1 protein-coding gene is annotated in these 2,518 nt (G+C 72.0%); it reads left to right on the forward strand.

The window, feature by feature from the left end; translation table 11 throughout:
• Positions 1 to 2,518, forward strand: a 2,518-nt coding sequence (locus tag IE94_RS0134120; RefSeq protein WP_030192259.1) for a type I polyketide synthase, incomplete at both ends; no start/stop codon positions are given.

Consider the following 2,518-nt stretch of genomic DNA (forward strand, 5'->3'; position numbering starts at 1 on the left):
AAACGTGGAGTTCCACCCGCCCGGGCTGCCCCTGCCCGCCGGCGACGCGGTCCTGGACCCCGAGTACTGGGTCCGGCACATCCGAGACACCGTCCGCTTTAACGACCGGATCTCCTGGCTCGAACAGCACGACACCACCCGCTACCTGGAGATCGGCCCCGGCGGAGTCCTCACCGCCATGGCCCAGGACACCCTCACCCGCGCCGAAGCACTGCTCCTTCCCACCCTCCACAAGAACCTCGACGAGACCCACGCCGTCACCCGCGCCGCAGCCGAACTGCATGTCTCGGGCATGGAGATCGCGTGGCCGGACGTGCTCGCCGATCTCGGCGTCAGGCCTTCGCACCGGGTCGAGCTGCCGACGTATGCGTTCCAGCGCCGTCGGTACTGGCTCAAGGAGACAGTCGGGGTGCCGGCCGGTCGCCTCGACGAGACGGCCGACGCCGCGGCGGACGAGGAGGTCGCGGAGTCCGCTGCGCAGACGGCCCGTCTCGCCGGGTCCCTCGCCTTCGCCGGGATGCCCCAGGAGGAGGCGGACCGGGAGCTGCTGGATCTCGTACGACGGCACATCGCCGCCGTGCTGGAGCACGACGGCCCCGAACGGGTCGCGGTGGACGCGCCGTTCAAGCAGCTCGGTTTCGACTCGCTCATGTCGGTGGAGTTCTGTGCCGCGCTCGGGCGGGCGGTCGGTGTGCGCTTGCCGTCGTCCGCGCTGTACGACCACCCCACGCCGGAGCAGCTGGCACAGCACCTGCACGGCGAACTCGCGGGCCTGCGAGGAGAGGTGGCGGCGCCCGAGGCGTCCGCTGCCTCGGACTCCGACGACCCGATCGTCATCGTCGGCATGAGCTGCCGTCTGCCGGGTGGGATTCGGACGCCCGAGCAGCTGTGGGCGCTCCTGGCGGCCGGTGGTGACGCCGTCTCGCCGTTCCCGGCCGACCGCGGCTGGGACCTGGACGCGCTGTACGACGCGGACCCGGCCCGCTCCGGCACGTCGTACGCGCGTGAGGGCGGCTTCCTTCACTACGCAGCCGACTTCGACCCCGCGTTCTTCGGCATCTCGCCGCGCGAGGCCCTGGCCATGGACCCGCAGCAGCGGCTGCTGCTGGAAACCTCCTGGGAGGCTCTCGAACGCGCCGGCATCAACCCGAAGTCGCTACGCGGCAGCAAGGCCGGGGTGTTCGTCGGCGCGACGGCACAGGACTACGGGCCCCGACTGCACGAGGCTCCCGAGGAGATCGAGGGCTATGTGCTGACGGGCACGACGCCCAGTGTGGCATCGGGCCGGGTGGCCTACACCCTCGGCCTGGAAGGCCCGGCCGTCACGGTCGACACGGCCTGCTCCTCCTCGCTCGTCGCCCTGCACATGGCCGCCCAGTCACTGCGCTCCGGCGAGTGCACGCTCGCCCTCGGGTGGGGCGAGGGCGTGGGAATCCTCCTGCTGGAGCGGCTGTCGGATGCGCGGCGGAACGGGCATCCGGTGTGGGCCGTGGTCCGGGGGACGGCCGTCAACCAGGACGGCGCCAGCAACGGTCTGACCGCCCCCAACGGCCCCTCCCAGCAGCGGGTGATCCGGCAGGCCCTCGCCAACGCCGGTCTCACCCCGGACCAGGTCGACGCCGTCGAGGCACACGGCACCGGCACCACCCTCGGCGACCCGATCGAGGCCCAGGCGCTCCTGGCCACCTACGGCCAGGACCGCCCCGCCGAACGGCCCCTGTGGCTGGGCTCGGTGAAGTCCAACATCGGCCACACGCAGGCCGCCGCCGGTGTGGCCGGTGTCATCAAGATGGTCATGGCCATGCATCACGGTGTCCTCCCGAGGACGCTGCACGTGGACCGGCCCACCACCCATGTCGACTGGTCGGCCGGCACGGTCAGCCTCCTCACCGAGGAACAGACCTGGCCCCTGAGCGACCGGCCCCGCCGCGCCGGCGTCTCGTCCTTCGGGGTCAGCGGCACCAACGCCCACGCCGTCATCGAGGAGCCCCCCGCCCTCACCGCTCCGCAGGATCAGTCCGCCGAGCCAGGCGTGGCGCTGGACGCGCTCGCTGCCGGGCAACCTCACACGCACCTCGTCCAGGGGCAGGCCGCAAGCACCGGCAAGACGGTGTTCGTCTTCCCCGGGCAGGGGACGCAGTGGGCCGGCATGGGCGCCGAACTCCTCGACACTGTCCCGGTGTTCGCCGAGTCGATCGCCCGCTGCGAGGAGGCCCTTGCGCCGTACGTGGACTGGTCGCTGACCGATGCCCTGCGGTCGCGTGCCCCGTTGGACCGCGTGGACGTCATCCAGCCCGTCACCTGGGCCGTGATGGTCTCGCTCGCCGCGACCTGGCAGCACCTCGGTGTCCGTCCGGACACCGTGGTCGGACACTCCCAGGGCGAGATCGCCGCCGCCGCCGTGGCAGGTGCGCTGTCACTGGAGGACGCCGCCAAAGTCGTCGCCGTACGCGCACAGATCATCGGCGAACACCTCGCAGGGCGAGGAGCCATGGCCTCCGTCCCGCAGCCCGCCCAC

Source organism: Streptomyces violaceorubidus, assembly GCF_000717995.1.
Classification (GTDB): domain Bacteria; phylum Actinomycetota; class Actinomycetes; order Streptomycetales; family Streptomycetaceae; genus Streptomyces; species Streptomyces violaceorubidus.